At 71.7% G+C, this 15,142-nt stretch carries 16 protein-coding genes and 1 pseudogene; 12 read left to right on the top strand and 5 right to left on the bottom strand.

Annotated elements, in window-relative coordinates:
- Positions 1-49 precede the first annotated feature (49 nt).
- A complete protein-coding gene (locus ACT4N7_RS02780; RefSeq protein ID WP_444826955.1) occupies positions 50-757 on the bottom strand; it encodes a CAP domain-containing protein in 708 nt (235 codons plus the stop codon).
- Between the two features lie 318 nt (positions 758-1,075).
- On the opposite strand from ACT4N7_RS02780, the gene ACT4N7_RS02775 reads away from it, so the two are divergent.
- Entirely contained in the window at positions 1,076-2,107 is a 1,032-nt protein-coding gene (locus tag ACT4N7_RS02775) for an alpha/beta hydrolase (RefSeq protein WP_444826954.1), read from the top strand.
- Here ACT4N7_RS02775 and ACT4N7_RS02770 read toward each other — a convergent pair.
- Positions 2,065-2,427 (bottom strand): hypothetical protein, encoded by a 363-nt coding sequence (locus ACT4N7_RS02770; RefSeq protein ID WP_444826953.1) that lies wholly within the window; start codon positions 2,425-2,427, stop codon positions 2,065-2,067. The genes ACT4N7_RS02775 and ACT4N7_RS02770 overlap by 43 nt on opposite strands.
- Before the next feature lie 151 nt (positions 2,428-2,578).
- Here ACT4N7_RS02770 and ACT4N7_RS02765 point away from each other — a divergent pair, with 151 nt between their 5' ends.
- Complete coding sequence (locus ACT4N7_RS02765; RefSeq protein ID WP_444826952.1) at positions 2,579-3,190, top strand: malonic semialdehyde reductase; 612 nt, start codon at positions 2,579-2,581, stop codon at positions 3,188-3,190.
- A 130-nt stretch (positions 3,191-3,320) separates the two neighbouring features.
- Here the strand turns inward: ACT4N7_RS02765 and ACT4N7_RS02760 are convergent, their stop codons facing one another.
- Positions 3,321-4,682 carry an LVIVD repeat-containing protein gene (locus ACT4N7_RS02760; RefSeq protein ID WP_444827045.1) on the bottom strand — a complete coding sequence of 454 codons (1,362 nt, stop codon included), beginning with the start codon at positions 4,680-4,682 and terminating at the stop codon, positions 3,321-3,323.
- Positions 4,683-4,918: 236 nt separating this feature from the next.
- On the opposite strand from ACT4N7_RS02760, the gene ACT4N7_RS02755 reads away from it, so the two are divergent.
- From ACT4N7_RS02755 to ACT4N7_RS02715, 9 genes and pseudogenes are all read left to right on the top strand, one after another.
- Positions 4,919-5,563: a DUF305 domain-containing protein gene (locus tag ACT4N7_RS02755; protein ID WP_444826951.1), complete on the top strand. Its 645-nt coding sequence runs from the start codon at positions 4,919-4,921 to the stop codon at positions 5,561-5,563.
- Between the two features lie 30 nt (positions 5,564-5,593).
- Positions 5,594-6,163, top strand: a complete 570-nt coding sequence (locus ACT4N7_RS02750) for an HIT family protein (protein ID WP_444826950.1) — start codon at positions 5,594-5,596, stop codon at positions 6,161-6,163.
- A 78-nt stretch (positions 6,164-6,241) separates the two neighbouring features.
- A complete protein-coding gene (locus ACT4N7_RS02745) occupies positions 6,242-6,739 on the top strand; it encodes a MarR family winged helix-turn-helix transcriptional regulator (RefSeq protein WP_444826949.1) in 498 nt (165 codons plus the stop codon).
- Positions 6,740-6,931: 192 nt separating this feature from the next.
- Complete coding sequence (gene pgsA, locus ACT4N7_RS02740) at positions 6,932-7,543, top strand: phosphatidylinositol phosphate synthase (protein ID WP_444826948.1); 612 nt, start codon at positions 6,932-6,934, stop codon at positions 7,541-7,543.
- Entirely contained in the window at positions 7,540-8,475 is a 936-nt protein-coding gene (locus ACT4N7_RS02735; RefSeq protein WP_444826947.1) for a phosphatidylinositol mannoside acyltransferase, read from the top strand. The genes pgsA and ACT4N7_RS02735 overlap by 4 nt, the downstream gene beginning before the upstream one ends.
- Positions 8,472-9,602, top strand: coding sequence for a glycosyltransferase family 4 protein (locus ACT4N7_RS02730; RefSeq protein ID WP_444826946.1), 1,131 nt, complete (start codon positions 8,472-8,474; stop codon positions 9,600-9,602). The genes ACT4N7_RS02735 and ACT4N7_RS02730 overlap by 4 nt, the downstream gene beginning before the upstream one ends.
- Positions 9,599-10,084: pseudogene (locus ACT4N7_RS02725) on the top strand (exopolyphosphatase); the annotation flags it as partial. The gene ACT4N7_RS02730 and the pseudogene ACT4N7_RS02725, both read left to right, overlap by 4 nt.
- On the top strand, positions 10,067-10,582 hold the full coding sequence (locus tag ACT4N7_RS02720) for an NUDIX hydrolase (protein WP_444827044.1): 516 nt from the start codon (positions 10,067-10,069) through the stop codon (positions 10,580-10,582). The pseudogene ACT4N7_RS02725 and the gene ACT4N7_RS02720, both read left to right, overlap by 18 nt.
- A 31-nt stretch (positions 10,583-10,613) precedes the next feature.
- Positions 10,614-11,186 carry a dienelactone hydrolase family protein gene (locus tag ACT4N7_RS02715; RefSeq protein WP_444826945.1) on the top strand — a complete coding sequence of 191 codons (573 nt, stop codon included), beginning with the start codon at positions 10,614-10,616 and terminating at the stop codon, positions 11,184-11,186.
- Here the strand turns inward: ACT4N7_RS02715 and ACT4N7_RS02710 are convergent.
- Positions 11,183-13,303 (bottom strand): elongation factor G-like protein EF-G2, encoded by a 2,121-nt coding sequence (locus ACT4N7_RS02710; protein ID WP_444826944.1) that lies wholly within the window; start codon positions 13,301-13,303, stop codon positions 11,183-11,185. The two genes, ACT4N7_RS02715 and ACT4N7_RS02710, sit on opposite strands and share 4 nt — an antisense overlap.
- 236 nt (positions 13,304-13,539) lie before the next feature.
- On the opposite strand from ACT4N7_RS02710, the gene pdxS reads away from it, so the two are divergent.
- Positions 13,540-14,451 (top strand): pyridoxal 5'-phosphate synthase lyase subunit PdxS, encoded by a 912-nt coding sequence (gene pdxS / locus ACT4N7_RS02705; RefSeq protein ID WP_444826943.1) that lies wholly within the window; start codon positions 13,540-13,542, stop codon positions 14,449-14,451.
- Positions 14,452-14,494: 43 nt separating this feature from the next.
- Here the strand turns inward: pdxS and ACT4N7_RS02700 are convergent, their stop codons facing one another.
- The gene (locus ACT4N7_RS02700) at positions 14,495-14,929 is read right to left on the bottom strand and encodes a type II toxin-antitoxin system VapC family toxin (protein ID WP_444827043.1); all 435 of its coding nucleotides are present in this window, start codon (positions 14,927-14,929) and stop codon (positions 14,495-14,497) included.
- Positions 14,930-15,142 lie beyond the last annotated feature (213 nt).

The following is a 15,142-nucleotide window of genomic DNA, read 5'->3' as shown; positions in this document are numbered from 1 at the left end:
TCCTGATCTTGGGCGCGGGGATCGTCGCTGGTCGTGGGCGGGCGGACCGTCAGAACCCGAAGTTCTGGGTCCAGTAGACGCCCCACTTCCCGCCCCTGCCGACACCGACGCCGAGGGCCCGGTACCGGCAGTCGAGGATGTTGGCCCGGTGCCCGGAGCTGTCCATCCAGCCCTTCACCGCCGCCTCGGCGGTGCGGTAGCCCGCCCCGATGTTCTCGCCGCCCGGTTTGGGGTAACCCTGCGCCCTCATCCGGTCGGCGGGGCCCCGGCCGTCCAGCGAGGTGTGGCTGTAGTAGTTCCTGGTGGCCATGTCCACGCTGTGCGCCCGGGCCGCAGACCCGATGCGGTCGTCCCAGCGCAGCGCCGGACATCCCGCCGCCGCGCGTTCGCGGTTGACCAGGGCGAGCACGGCCGTCTCCGGCGAGGCCGGGGTGGCGGGCGGTGGGGCAGTCGTGGGACCGGTGGTCTTCGTCCGCGTCGCTGTGGAGGTCGCCGTGGAAGTCGTGGTCGCGGTGGTGGTGGTCGTGGTGGTGGTGATGGTGGTGGACCCGGTGGTTGTTGTGCCGCTCGTTGTCGTTGTGGCGGTGGGGATCGCGGTGGCCGTCGAGGTCGGCGCCGCGATCGTGCGGTTCTGGGCGGTGGACGAGGCGGGCGGCGGCCCCGGATCACGCAGGGCGGGCACGGCCACGGCCGCGGTCAGCAGGAGAGCCGAGAGCCCGGCCGCGACCAGCCAGCCGCGGTGCGAGGAGTGGGACACGGAGTGTGGGGTCCTTTCAGGACGATGTCCGCCCCGCTCGACCCGGGGGCGATTCGTCCCGCTGGCGGGGCGCGCTGCCCGGATGTCGTTGCGAGGCTAGCGGCGCGTCGCCCGTGTTCAGGCGGCTGACGGACAGGCGATCAGGCATCGAGGCCGTGGTGCGCGTTGCCTTTTCGGGCACCGGGTGCCGCTCGATCTCGTGGCGGACCGCGTCTTGTCCGCCGCCCTTCGATCGGCTCGGCTCGTGCGGCACTGGGAACCGTGGGCGTGCGGCGACGTGAAATAGGCTGCGGAGACGGACTCACTGAAGGAGATCGCATGCTGCCGTGGTCGGCTGAGCTCGCCGGACGGATCGATGAGCACGTGATCACCAGCGAGCTGCTGCGCGGGAATCCGTTGGGGGATCCGCACGAGCGGCCGCTCTGGGTCTACCTGCCGCCGGGTTACGACGAGTTCGACCGCCGCTACCCCACGATCTACGTGATCATGGGCTACACCGGGCACATCGCGATGTGGCGCAACCGAACCCCGTGGCGGCAGCCGTTCCCGGAGTTGGCCGACGGGGTCTTCGCCAGGGGCGAGGCGCCGCCCGCGGTGATCGTCTACGTGGACTCCTGGACGTCGGTCGGCGGCAGCCAGTACCTCGACTCGCCCGGTACCGGGCGCTATCACTCGTACCTGTGCGACGAGGTCGTTCCGTGGGTGGACCAGCACTATCGGACCCTGCCGCAGGCAGGCCACCGGGCGATCACCGGCAAGTCGAGCGGCGGGTACGGCGCGATGATCACGCCGATGCTGCGGCCGGACGTGTTCGGCGCCCTGGCCACGCACGCCGGGGACGCGCTGTTCGAAGTCTGCTACCAGACCGAGTTCCCGAAGGTCGCGCGACTGCTGCGCGACAACTACGACGGCTCGTACGAAGACTTCGTCGCCGATTTCCGCGGCGGCCGGATCGTCGGCACCAAGGAGACCGACTTCGACCTCATCGAGATGTACGGCTACGCCGCCTGCTACTCCGCCGACGACGACGGAACCGTGCGACTGCCGTTCGACGACATCGGCGTCACGATTCCCCAGGTGTGGGACCGCTGGCTCGGTCGGGACCCGGTCAGGATGGCCGCCGAGCCGCACTTCGCCGAGGCCCTCCGCTCGCTCAAGGCCATCTGGATCGACGCGGGCGACAAGGACGAGTACCACCTGGACTTCGGCGCGGTGGCCTTCCGCAGGGCACTCGAAGCCGCCGGGGTCGCCGACGACGCGGTGCACTTCGAGTTGTTCCCCGGAAAGCACGGCGCCATCGAGTACCGCTATCCGCTCGCCGTCGCCTGGCTCACCGAGCGCATCTCGTAAGACCAGTGCGTCGTCAGGACCGCGTCGTCGCGTAGAGGAGCATGTCGCGGCGGGTTCCGCCGATTTCCTGGTGGCTGCGAAGCAGCATCGGCGATGGCGAAGGACAGCCCGATTCCTTCGGCCGGCCTGCCCCGCTGTCGCTCGATCCAGTCCAGCGCCTGCCGAGTCGTGGGTAGCGCGGGCAGGCTGCCGATGAGCGGGACATACGGGTCGGCTCCCAGCTCGACGGCCAGATGCAGGTCCGCGTCGGTGAACTCCCGAAGGACGACCGAACCGTGGGTCGGCTTCGTGCTCGGCCAGCTAGGCAGGTGCGCTGTCACGACCAGATCGTCGCATCGCCCTGCCCTACCGAGTTGGTCGAGCACGATTCCGCGTCGCCGTGACGGGCGTCACAGCGTCGCAGGAATAGTCAAGCTCTCAACTAGGTTGACGTGGGCGAATGCCCAACGATCAACCAGGGGAGCACGACCCATGAGCACTCAAGCGGACACCAGCACCCTCGCCCTGGCCGAGGAGGCGCAGGACCTGCTGTTCCGGGAGGCGCGCACGGCCAACACCTTCTCCGCCGAGCCGGTGACCGAGGAGCAGGTCCGGGCCATCTACGAACTGGTCAAGTGGGCGCCGACGTCGATGAACATGCAGCCGCTGCGCGTGCTCCTGGTCCGGTCGGACGAGGCACGCGAGCGGCTCGGCGCGCAGCTGAGCGAGGGCAACCGGGCCAAGACCGTCGCCGCGCCGCTGGTCGCGATCCTCGCCGCCGACATCGACTTCCACGAGCACCTGCCCACGGTGTTCCCACACCTGCCCAACGCCAAGGACTTCTTCGCCGAGGAGTCCGGCCGGATCGAGGCGGCGCGGCTCAACGCCCTGCTCCAGGTCGGCTACTTCGTCCTCGGCGTCCGCGCCGCGGGCCTGGCCGCCGGGCCGATGACCGGGTTCGACGCCAAGGGCGTGGACAAGGAGTTCTTCCCGGACGGCCGCAAGCACTCGCTCGTCGTGGTCAACATCGGCAACCCCGGCCCCGACGCCTGGTTCCAGCGCAGCCCGCGGCTGACCTACGACCAGGTCGTCGAGACCGTCTGAGCCCTCAGCGGCCGTAGCGGTACCGGGTCCGCGCGTTGAGTTTCACCGACCCGGTGCCGCTGCGCCGTGATCACCTGACGACGCGGGCCCCGCGGCGAGTGCCGCGGGGCCCGGTCGGGAAAGCCTGGTCTCAGAAGCGGTTCTGCGTCTGCACGTTCAGCTCGGTCAGCCGCACCGACTTCGCGGGATCGGTCCGCGGGTCGTTGATCTCCAGCACGTCCAGGCCCTTGCCCAGGTCCGAGGAGTAGATGAAGCCGTTGTAGTAGTACGACGACCACGAGCCGCCGCTCTCGGCCGGGATGGCCGCCGGGCCGCGCTCGAAGAAGCCGATCTCCTTCGGGGCGGTCGAATCGGTGAAGTCGATGAGCTGCGTGCCGCCCATGTACCACGCCTGGACCATGATGTCGCGGCCGGGCACGGGCAGCAGCGAACCGTTGTGCGCCACGCAGTTCTCCTGATCGGTCTGGTGCCGACCGATCTTGTAGAAGCTGCGGAACTCCAACCTGCGCGCGTCGCCGCGGCCGGTGATGTCGTAGATGCCGTCGGCGCCGCGGGTCGGGCCGATCTTGGCGTTGCAGGTGGCCGCGCCGCCGCCGCCGAGCTCGTCGGTGAAGATCACCTTGGTGCCGTCGTTGTTGAACGTGGCCGAGTGCCAGAACGCGAAGTAGGCGTCGTCCTGCACGCGGTGGATCACCCGCGGCTTCTCCCGGTCGGCGATGTCGAGCAGCACGCCGTCGCCCATGCAGGCGCCCGCCGCCAGGTTCTTCGACGGGTAGACGGTGATGTCGTGGCAGCCGCTCGTGGCGGTCACCAGGCCGGTGTCGATGCTGCCCGGCTTGCCGGGGTTGCCGCCGTCGGGGAACAGGTTCGGGGTGGCCACGACCGCGGCCGAGGCCGGGTTTTTCAGTGGCACCTTGACGATGGAGATCTTGTCGTGCGGCGGCTGGCACTTCGACAGCGACGCCGCCGGGCTGTAGGACGAGACGTACAGGTAGACGTCCTTGCCGCGCTTGTCCGGCACCAGCGTGTGCGTGTGCGACCCGCAGTCGGTCTCGACCGCGGTGACGTAGCGCGGGTTGCGCTTGTCGCTGATGTCGAAGACCTTGATGCCTTCCCAGTACGGCTTGGTGCCGTCGTTCTGGGCGACCGAGGAACAGGAGTTGTCACTGCGCCGTGAGTCGGTCGACAGGAAGACCAGGTTCCCGGTCACCGACACGTCGTTCTGCGAGCCGGGGCAGAGCACCTGGCTGGTGATCGCGGGCTGCCGCGGGTTCTTGATGTCGTAGATCGTGAAGCCGAGGTAGTTGCCCGCGATGGCGTAGTCGCCGGTGAACGCGAGGTCGCTGCCCAGCGATCCGGTGCCCGCGAGCGGCGCCGTGGCGGGGATGTTGGCGAGGTGTTTGACGTTGGGGCTCGTGACGATCTCGTCCGCGGCGGGGGTCGAACCCTGTGCGCCCGCGGCGGGCACGGCGAGCAGTGTGGTCAAGGTGATCGCCGCTGCTCCGAGAACTGCCACGGGCGCCCGGCGGCGCCAGTCGCGTCGGGTGGAAGGCACGCTGCGTACCCCTCTCGTGGAGTCGGGAATCCGCAGTATGACCCTTCGGTTGCGCGGTAACCAGCTACTTTCGAAGCATGTTTTCACCAGTGCGCTCCGTCATTGTCGGTATTCGCCGACCGAAGGTAGGTTCGGCATCGGCTTCCGTGTCCTGGCTGGTGAGGGGTGTTCCGATGATGTGGCGGCGGACGGTGGCGGCCGTGCTCGCGGGTGTGCTGGTGGCGGCCGGTGCCGCGGCGTGCGCGGAATCGGGGCCACCGCCGAATCCCGTGCTGCAGCCGGGGAAACCCGGCGAGTCCAACAAGACCCTGTCGGCCGACGAGGCCGCGGCGGGGGTGCCGACGGTCCAGCCGAACGACGCCGACGCCGAGTACGTGCAGATGATGATCGTGCACCACGGGCAGGCCGTGGAGATGACCGCGCTGGTCCCCGAACGCGGCCAGAACGCGCAGGTCAAGGGCCTCGCCGACCGGATCGCCAACACCCAGCAGCCCGAGATCGACGCGATGAACCGCTGGCTCGCCCAGCACGGCAAGCCCACCGTCGGCGCGGACCACGGCGGCCACGGCGGACACCGGGGCCACGACATGCCCGGCATGGCGACCGCCGATCAGTTGGCGCGGCTCAAGGCGGCCACCGGCGCGGAGTTCGACACCCTGTTCCTGCGGCTGATGATCACCCACCACGAGGGCGCGCTGACCATGGCGACCACGGTGCAGCAGGCGGGCGTGGACGTGCGGGTGCAGGAGATGGCCAACGACGTGATCGCCGAGCAGACCGACGAGATCCGCCGGATGCGGGGCATGCTCGCGGGCTGACCGCGCGCCGGCCGCTACTAGGATCGCGCCATGGCCGCTGCCGTGCGCTCCGAGGAGCCCGAACTCGTCGCCCAGGACGGGGTGGGGATTCCCGACGCCCTGCAGCGGCTGTGGACACCGCACCGGATGGCCTACATCCGCGGCGAGAACAAGCCCCAGGACGACGACGCGGCCGGGTGCCCGTTCTGCACCCTGGTCGACCTCGACGACGCGGACGCGCTCGTCATCGCCAGGGGCGAGCGGGTGTACGCGGTGCTCAACCTCTACCCGTACAACCCGGGCCACCTGATGGTGGTGCCCTTCCGGCACGTGGCCGACTACACCGCGCTCACCGCCGCCGAGACCGTCGAGTTGGCCGAGTTCACCCAGCGGGCGATGCTCGTGGCCCGCAGGGTCGCGGCGCCGCACGGGTTCAACATCGGTATGAACCAGGGCGTCATCGCGGGCGCGGGCATCGCCGCCCACCTGCACCAGCACGTGGTGCCGCGCTGGGGCGGCGACGCCAACTTCATGCCCGTCGTCGGCCACACCAAGGTGTTGCCGCAGCTTCTGGGCGAGACCCGCGCGCTGCTCGCCGAAGCGTGGTCCGTGACCGACTGAGTCCGTGACCGACTGAGTCAGTCCTGGCGTAGCGTTGTCACCGATGTTGAGAGTTCAACAAGAAGGTAGACTGGGGTCATGGCTGAGACCCGGTGGCTGTCGGCGGACGAGCAGGACGTGTGGCGGACCTTCGTCACGATGCTTGGCGCGCTCAACGACCACCTGGACCGGCAACTCCAGCGCGACTCCGGGATGCCCTACACCTACTACGAGATCCTCGTCGTGCTCTCGCACGCGCCGGACCGCACGCTGCGGATGAGCGAACTGGCCGGGCTGCGCGGGTCGTCGCGGAGCAGGCTCTCGCACGCCGTCGCCCGCCTGGAGCACGCGGGCTGGGTCGAACGCCGCGACTGCCCGACCGACAAGCGCGGCTCCCTGGCCGTGCTCACCGATGTCGGGTTCGCCGCCCTCGCCGCCGCGGCGCCCGGCCATGTCACCGCTGTCCGCGAGAACCTGTTCGACCGGCTGACCCCGGACCAGGTGCGCGTGCTCGGCGAGATCAGCGTCGCCGTCCTCGGCGGCCTCGACCCGGACAAGACCCTCCCGGGCAACCGCGAACTCGGCGTGGGCTGCTGAGCGGTCGTGGGTCAAGCACGCACCCAGGAGCGGGACTCGGCACGACGGCATCGTCACGGCGGCCGCGCGAGGGCCACACGGCCGCGCTGGACAACTCGGGTCGGACGGCGGGTGGCGACGGCGCTCGCGGGTGCGGCCGGTTAGGCTGCCCGGGCCAGATCGTCCCGCCGGTTAGGTGCAGTCGACGTCCTCATGCTGAACATCTTCGCTCGTGCCTCGGTTTCGCGCGCCACCGATCCGGTCGGGGCGTGGATGGTTCGGATCGGGCTCACCCCCAACGGGATGACCCTGTTCGGCACGGCGGGCGCCGTGGCGGGCGCGCTGTGGCTGTTCCCCACCGGACACCTGCTCGCGGGCACGTTCGTGGTGTGGGGCTTCGCCATGTTCGACCTGATCGACGGCGCCATGGCCCGCGCGCTGGGCGGGGGCACCCGGTTCGGCGCCGTGCTCGACGCGAGCTGCGACCGGATCGCCGACGGGGCGCTGTTCTGCGGCATCGTCTGGTACCTGTTCGTCGTAGCGCAGGACCGCGCGCTGGCCGTCGCGGCGCTGATCTGCCTGGTGTCCGCGCAGGTGATCTCCTACGTCAAGGCGCGCGCCGAGGCGTCGGGGCTCGCGGCCGACGGCGGTCTGGTCGAGCGCGCCGAACGCCTCATCATCACCCTGGTCGGCACCGGGCTCACCGGCCTCGGCGTGCCGTACGCGCTGCACGTCGCGCTGTGGGTGCTCGCCGCCGGGTCGCTCGCGACCGTCGCGCAACGGCTGCTCGCGGTCCGCCGCTCGGCGCTGGAGGAGACCACATGAGGATCGGCGACCGCCTCGCGATCTGGGGCTACACCGCGGGCTGGCGGCTGGTCCGGGTGCTGCCCGCGGGTGTCGCCCGGGCGCTGTTCCGGTTCGGCGCCGACCTCGCCGCCCGCCGCGCGGGCCCGGGCACGCTGCGGCTGCGCGCCAACCTCGCCCGGGTCGTCCCGCAGGCGGGCCCGGCCGAGCTGGACGAGTTGGTGCGGCAGTCCCTGCGGTCCTACGCGCGGTACTGGCTGGAGGCGTTCCGGCTGCCGTCGATGGACCACACCGCCATCCACGGCGCGATCGACGCCGAGGTCACCGGCAAGGAGAACCTCGCGGCGGCGCTGGCCGAGGGCAATGGCGTCGTCCTGGCGCTGTCGCACTCGGGCAACTGGGACGCCGCGGGCGTGTGGCTCGTCGGTGAGCACGGGAAGTTCGCCACGGTCGCCGAACGGCTCAGGCCGGAGTCGCTCTACGAACGGTTCGTCGCCTACCGCGAGTCGCTGGGGTTCGAGATCCTGCCCGCCGCGGGCGGCGCCCGGCCCGCGTCGGCGATCCTCGCCGACCGGCTGCGCGACAACGGGATCGTGTGCCTGGTCGCCGACCGCGACCTGAGCCGCACCGGCATCCCGGTGACCTTCTTCGGCGAGCAGACCCGGATGCCGGGCGGCCCGGCCTACCTGGCCGCGCGGACCGGCGCGACACTGCTGCCCGCGGGCCTGTGGTTCACCGAGCACGGCTGGGGCCTGCGCCTGCACCCGCCGCTGCGGGTCGGCGGCGTCCGCCAGATCGCCGCCGCCACCCAGGCACTCGCCGACGTGCTGGCCGCCGACATCGCCGCCCACCCGCAGGACTGGCACATGCTGCAGCACCTGTGGATCTCGGACCTGTCGGCCGCCCGCCAGGAGGCGTTGGCCGTCAAGGAGGAACCCCGGGAGCGTCGGTGAGGATCGGGGTCGTCTGCCCGTACTCCTTCGAGGTCCCCGGAGGGGTGCAGGCCCATGTGCTCGACCTGGCCAGGGCGCTGCGCGCGATCGGCCACGATGTCGACGTGCTCGCCCCCGCCGACGAGGACACCCCGCTGCCCGACTTCGTCCGCCCCGCGGGCCGCGCGGTCGGCATCCCGTACAACGGCTCCGTGGCCCGGCTGTCGTTCGGCCCGGTGTCTTACGCTCGGGTGCGCCGCTGGGTCCGCGACCACGACTTCGACGTGCTGCACCTGCACGAGCCGACCGCGCCGAGCCTGTCCATGCTGGCGCTGCTGATCGCCGACGGCCCGATCGTGGCCACCTTCCACACCTCGACCCCTCGCTCGCGCACGCTGAGCGCGTTCCAGCTCGTCCTGCAGCCGTTCCTGGAGAAGATCACCGCCCGGATCGCGGTGTCCGAGCTGGCCCGTCGGGTGCAGGTGGAGCACCTCGGCGGCGACGCGGTGGAGATCCCGAACGGCGTCGACGTGGCCTTCTTCCGCGACGCCGACCCGCTCGACGGCTATCCGCGCGCGGGCGGCACGGTCGGTTTCGTCGGCCGCTACACCGAACCGCGCAAGGGCATGGCCGTGCTGCTCGACGCGCTGCGGCTGCTCCTGGACGAGCGGCCCGACCTGCGGCTGCTCGTCGTCGGCCGCGGCGACGACGCCGAACTGCGCCGCGCCGCCGGGCCCGAACTGGCCGACCGGCTCGACCTGCTCGGCCAGGTCGACGACGCCACGAAGGCCCGCGCGCTGCGCAGCGTCGACGTCTACTGCGCGCCCAACACCGGCGGGGAGAGCTTCGGGATCATCCTCACCGAGGCCATGTCGGCGGGCGCCGCGGTGGTGGCCAGCGACCTCGACGCGTTCCGCCGCGTGCTGGACGACGGCCGCGCGGGCGTGCTCACCGCGGTCGGCGACCCGCGGGCGCTGGCCGCCGGGCTGCGCGAGGTGCTCGCCGACCGCGACCGCCGCGCGGACCTGGTCGCGGCGGCCGAGCGGCGGGTCGCGGCGTTCGACTGGTCGGTGGTGGCGAACCAGGTGCTGCGGGTCTACGAGCAGGCCGTCGCCGCGGACCCGAGGGGAGTGGGTGAGGTGTCGTGACCGGCTGGGAGATCACCATCCTGGTCCTGGTGCTGACCACCGTCGCCGTGATCGGCGTCTGGCTGGTCGGCACCGCGAACCGGCTCGACCGGCTGCACGTGCGCACCGACGCCGCCTGGGCCGCCCTCGACGCCGCGCTGGCCCGGCGTGCCGTGGTGGCCCGCGCGGTGTCCGGGGTCCTCGACCACGATCCGGCCGACCGGCTGCGCGTGGTCGCCGACCTGGCCGAACGCGCCCCCCGCGGCGACCGCGAGGCCGCCGAGAACGAGCTGACCAGGCTGCTCGCGGGCGTCGACCGGCAGGCGCTCGCCCTGGCGCTGGCCGCCGAACTGGTCGACGCCGAGCACCGGGTGATGATCGCGCGCCGCGTGCACGGTGACGCCGTGCGCGACACCCTGACCCAGCGCCGCCGCCGCGCCGTGCGCTGGCTCAAGCTCGCGGGCACGGCGCCGAAGCCGCAGTACCTGGAGATCGCCGAGCCCACGCCCGCCGACGACCTCCCGCGCCCGCGGCCGTCGGCCAGGGTGCTGCTGCTCGACGCGCGGGCCCGCGTGCTGCTCTTCCACGGCCGCGACCCCGGCCGCGCCGACGTGACGTTCTGGTTCACCGCGGGCGGCGGCGTCGAACCGGGGGAGGACCTGCGCTCGGCCGCCGCGCGCGAGCTGCGTGAGGAGACCGGGATCGAGGTCGCGGCCGACGTCCTGGTCGGGCCGGTGTGGCGGCGACGGGTCGCGTTCAGCTTCGCGGGCCGCAGCTACGACGGCGAGGAGTGGTTCTTCGTCGCCGACCTGCCCGAGGGCGCCGAGGTCGACACCGCCGGGTTCACCGAGCTGGAGGCACGCACCATCGCCGAACACCGCTGGTGGAGCGCCGACGACCTGCGCGCCACCGACGAGACCGTCTACCCGGTGCAGCTCGCCGACCTGCTGCCCGAGGTCGTGGGCCAGGCGTGGGACGGGATGCTGCGCGCGGTCCGCTAAACCGTTCGAATCCAGGGGATGGAGTGTTGACATGGCTGAGGTAGTGCTCTTCCACCACGCGCACGGGCTGACCCCGGGCGTGCTCGCCTTCGCCGACGAACTGCGCGGCGCCGGGCACACCGTGCACACACCCGACCTGTTCCGGGGCCGCACCTTCGACACCGTGGCCGAGGGGGTCGGCCACGCCCAGGAGATCGGCTTCGGCGAGGTCGTCGCGCGCGGCGCCGAGGCCGTCGACGGGCTGCCCGCCGAGCTGGTGTACGCCGGTTTCTCCCTGGGCGTGCTCGCGGCCCAGTGCCTGGCGCAGACCCGGGCGGGCGCGCGCGGTGCGCTGCTGTTGCACGCCTGCGTCCCGGTGTCCGAGTTCAGCCCCGCGTGGCCTGCCGGGGTGCCGGTGCAGGTGCACGCGATGGACACCGACCCGTTCTTCGTCGGCGACGGCGACATCGACGCCGCCCGGGCGCTCGTCGACGCGGCCGCCGCCGAGCTGTTCCTCTACCCCGGCGACCAGCACCTCTTCACCGACAGCTCCCTGCCGTCGTACGACCCGGACGCCGCCGCACTGGTGCGCGAGCGGGTACTCGCCTTCCTCGGCGCGTCCTAGACGTACTGGGCGGCCAGGGCCTCCGGCAGCGGGTCGAACCGGGTGAAGTCGCGGGTGAAGCTCGCCGCGCCCGAGGTCAGCGAGCGCAGGTCGATGGCGTAGCGCAGCAGCGCGGCGGCGGGCACCTCCGCGTGGATGACGCTGTACCCGGCGTCCTCGGCCGCGGTTCCCAGCACCCGGCCGCGGCGCGCGGACAGGTCGCCGAGGACGGTGCCCAGGTGCTCGTCGGGCAGCCGCACGTGCACCTCGTCGACCGGTTCGAGCAGCGCGATGCCCCCGTTGCCCGCCGCGTCCTTGAGCGCGAGCGACCCGGCGGTCTGGAACGCCGCGTCGGAGGAGTCGACGCTGTGGGCCTTGCCGTCGACCAGCGTCACCCGGATGTCGACAACCGGGTGGGTGCCCTGCAGGCCGCGGTCGAGCTGGGCGCGCACGCCCTTCTCCACGCTGGAGATGAACTGGTGGGGCACCGAGCCGCCGACGACCCGGTCGACGAACTCGAATCCGCTGCCGGTGGGCAGCGGCTCGACCTCGATGTCGCACACCGCGTACTGGCCGTGTCCGCCGGACTGCTTGACGTGCCTGCCGTGCCCGCGCGCGGGCCCGGCGAAGGTCTCCCGCAGCGTCACCTTCACCGGCTCGGTGTCGACCTCGGCGCCGCCCGCGCGCAGCCGGGCCAGCACCACTTCCGCGTGCGCCTCGCCCATGCACCACAGCACGAGCTGGTGGGTCTCGGAGTTGCGCTCCAGGCGCAGCGTCGGGTCGCCCGCGACCAGCCTGCCCAGGTTGCGCGCCAGGGTGTCCTCGTCGCTGCGGGTCTTGGCGACCACGGCGACCGGCAGCAGCGGCTCGGGCATCGCCCACGGCGTCATCAGGATCGGGTCCTCCGGCGCGGACACCGTGTCCCCGGTCTCGGCCGACCCGATCTTGGTCAGCGCGCACAGGTCGCCCGCGACGCAGTAGGGCACCTCGCGCAGGGTGGCGCCCAGCGGGGAGTAGATGTGCGCGACCCGCTCGTCGACGTCGTGGTCCTCGTGGCCGCGGTCGGCCAGGCCGTGCCCGGACACGTGCACCGCGCGCTCGGGGCGCAGCGTCCCCGAGAACACCCGCACCAGCGACACCCGGCCGACGTAGGAGTCGACCGCGGTCCGCACGACCTCGGCGGCCAGCGGCCCGTTCGGGTCGGCGGTGATCGCCGCGTGCGGCCTGCCCAGCGGGTCGGTGACCGGGGGCAGCGGGTGCTCCAGCGGCGACGGGAACGCCCGGGACAGCGCCTCCAGCAGCTCGGCCAGGCCGACGCCGGTCTGCGCGCACACCGGGAACACCGGGTGGAACGAGCCACGGGCGACCGCGGTCTCCAGGTCGGCGATGATCGTGTCGGTGTCGATGTCGTCGCCCGCGAGGTAGCGGTCCATCAGGGACTCGTCCTCGCTCTCGGCGATGATGCCTTCGAGCAGCTCGTCGCGGGCCGCGCCGACCCGGTCCAGCTCGGCCGCGCTCGGCTCGCGCACGGTCGGCGGGTGCCCGTCCGCGTGGTCGAACACCCGCTCGGAGATCAGCCCGAACAGCTCCTTGGCGTCGGCAGAGGGCAGGTAGAGCGGCAGCACGCCCGCGCCGAACGCGTCCTGGCAGGAGGCCAGCTCACCGGCGAAATCGGCCCGCGGATGGTCGAGGCGGGCGATGACCAGCGCCCGCGGCATGCCGACGGCGGCGCACTCCTGCCACAGCGCGGTGGTCGTCGCGTCGACGCCCTCGGCCGAGCACACCACGAACAGCGCGGCGTCCGCGGCGCGCAGGCCCGCGCGCAGCTCGCCGACGAAGTCCGCGTAGCCGGGGGTGTCGATCAGGTTGATCTTCACCCCGTCGTGCACGAGCGGCGCCACCGACAGGCCGACCGAGCGCTGCTGGCGCACCGCCGCCGGGTCGTGGTCGCACACGGTGGTGCCATCGGTGACCGAGCCCGCCCTGGTCAACACGCCCGCCGCGGTCAGCAGGGCCTCGGTCAGCGTCGTCTTGCCCGAGCCGGAGGGGCCGACCAGGACGATGTTGCGGACCTTGCCTGGGTCGTCCATTGCGACACCGGTCTCGGCATGGCCGTTCTCGGAGTGCTTGCTCCCCATGTCGCCCACCTCCCACGTGGTCGGGGAGCCGCCGGGGCTCCCGCTCGGCGTTATGTGTGTTCGATCTCACACCTTGTCTCCGGCGGGGACAACCCCGACCGGTCGGAGGCCATCCACACGGGGTAACGCGAGCGGCAAGTGGACTGCCGAGATCGGTCGGGATTGGCTGCTGAGAGCGGGCCACATTCGCCGTAGGCTGTGGTCAGCCCACCGAAGAGAACCTGAAAGGCCGCACAGTGTCCGACGCACAGACCACCAGCCCCGCCCAGGAGACCGGCACCGTGCGCGTCAAGCGCGGCATGGCGGAGATGCTCAAGGGTGGCGTGATCATGGACGTGGTCGACGCCACCCAGGCCAAGATCGCCGAGGACGCGGGCGCCGTCGCCGTCATGGCGCTGGAGCGCGTCCCCGCCGACATCCGCGCGCAGGGCGGCGTGGCCAGGATGAGCGACCCGGACCTGATCGACGGGATCATCGCGGCCGTGTCCATCCCGGTCATGGCCAAGGCGCGCATCGGCCACTTCGTGGAGGCGCAGCTCCTGCAGTCCCTCGGCGTCGACTACATCGACGAGTCCGAGGTCCTCACCCCGGCCGACTACGCCAACCACATCGACAAGTGGAAGTTCACGGTGCCCTTCGTCTGCGGCGCCACCAACCTCGGCGAGGCCCTGCGGCGGATCACCGAGGGCGCGGCCATGATCCGCTCCAAGGGCGAAGCGGGCACCGGCGACGTGTCCAACGCGACCACCCACATGCGCAAGATCCGCGGCGAACTGCTTCGGCTGACGTCGCTGCCCGAGGACGAGCTGTACGTGGCGGCCAAGGAGCTGCAGGCGCCGTTCGAGCTGGTCCGTGAGGTCGCGAAGGCGGGCAAGCTGCCGGTCGTGCTGTTCACCGCGGGCGGCATCGCCACCCCGGCCGACGCGGCGATGATGATGCAGCTCGGCGCCGAGGGCGTGTTCGTCGGCTCCGGCATCTTCAAGTCCGGCAACCCGGCCCAGCGCGCCGAGGCCATCGTCAAGGCCACCACCTTCTACGACGACCCGGACGTCATCGCCAAGGTGTCGCGCGGCCTGGGCGAGGCCATGGTCGGCATCAACGTCGACGACATCCCCGAACCCCACCGCCTCGCCGACCGCGGCTGGTGACCTCGTGGTGGTCCGGCGTCCACTGTGGACGCCGGATCGCCCGTCACGACGCGGGGTAGACCTCGATCTCGGCGTGGTGGCCGTTGGACCCGCCCAGCTTGGCGTCGCAGGTGACCAGCGGGATCTTGAGTTTCTCGGCGAGCGCGATGTACGCGGCATCATACGGCGTGATCGAATGTCGGAGTTCCCAGACCCGCGGCAGCAGTGAGCGGTGCGGGGAACGCGCAATGGGGATCTCTTGCAGGTTCTGGGCCACCCCTGCCGCCGTTTGCTCGGCAATCGCGCCGCGGAACAGGTACTTGCGGACCGAGTTCAACGTCTCCAGGTCGATGATCTCGGGTGCGAACGCGGTTCCGGTCAGTACTCGGCGGAACAGCGCGGCATTGGGATTGGTGGCCGCGAGTACCTCGACCAGTGCGGATGCGTCGAGGACGAACGGGGGTTCAACTAGCGCGCTCCTCGCGGTCGGCGCGGATATCGGCGGCGATGTTCTCGCGCGGAATGCCGCCGGCGCGCAGACGGTCGGCTCTGGCGAGGACTTCGGCCATGCTCGGTCCAGCAGCGAATTCCACGTGCTGGCGCTCTAGGGCCGCCAAGAGGCTGAGCGGGTCGGCTGGAGAGTCGGTTGACCCCGCTCCGGGCCAGTCGTCGGGTGCGTGCTCTGTCATGAATTCAGGCTAGACCCGGCCAC

Source organism: Actinokineospora sp. (assembly GCF_052390155.1).
Lineage (GTDB): Bacteria > Actinomycetota > Actinomycetes > Mycobacteriales > Pseudonocardiaceae > Actinokineospora.
This window is presented reverse-complemented; position numbering and strand designations above follow the sequence as displayed.